Genomic DNA, 847 nt, shown 5'->3' on the forward strand with positions numbered 1-847 from the left:
ACCCGCCCGCGCCGACCTTGCGCACCAGCTCGTAGCGGTCGCCCACGACGACCGCGGCATCGGGCTCGTTCGCCTCACGCAGGACTTGGGCCACCAAGAAGGCGCTATCCACCGCACGGAGCTTCTTGGCTTCCAGCGCGCCGCGGCTCCATGGTAGAGTCGACGGCGTGGAACGGTCGGATCGTGAGCTCCTGGCGCTCATTGGCAAGGGGGACGGGCAAGCAAAGCAGGCGTTCGCAGTGCGACACCTCGAGTGGACCATAGTCTACGCCAGGAAGCTCGGGGCCGGGGACGCGGCCGAAGACGTCGCTCACAATGTTCTGCTGAGCATGCTCCTACGGCCACCAGTTGATCTTAGGAACGCATCCGCGCGGCCGTACATGATCACTGTAATCAGACGCGAGATCTGGCGTGTCCGAGGCCGCGTACCGCTCACGCTGATCACGGGTGAGTCGTGCCTGGACGACATGTCCGCCGGCGGCACAAGCCCAACTGAAGCGGCGGCCCGGCGCCAGGTGTTGCGTTCGGCCCTCCGCGTCATCGCTGAGCTTCCAACCCCCAGGCGGCATGCGCTGGCGCTGCGAGAGACCAAGGGGCTGACATACGCCGAGGTCGCCGCGATCACAGGCCGCAACCCGTCCAGCGTGCAGTCCTCCCATCGCCGAACGCTCGCATGGCTCCGCCGAAAATTGGTGCACCGTCTTCAGCATGAAAACGACGACTAAAGCCCTCTACTTGGGGTGACACGCCGCACCGCACCCGTCTCCACCCGAGCTGCGCTTGACATGCGGACATCGCGCGTGTCACGCTGACGCATGGTGTCATTCTCGAGATTCGCTAGCTCCCT

At 65.3% G+C, this 847-nt stretch carries 1 protein-coding gene; it reads left to right on the forward strand.

The features are described from left to right. The first annotated feature begins 239 nt into the window (after positions 1–239). Complete coding sequence (locus DB30_RS43395; protein WP_420870711.1) at positions 240–725, forward strand: RNA polymerase sigma factor; 486 nt, start codon at positions 240–242, stop codon at positions 723–725. Positions 726–847: the final 122 nt, after the last annotated feature.

The organism is Enhygromyxa salina, from assembly GCF_000737335.2.
Taxonomy (GTDB): Bacteria; Myxococcota_A; Polyangia; order Nannocystales; family Nannocystaceae; genus Plesiocystis; species Plesiocystis salina_C.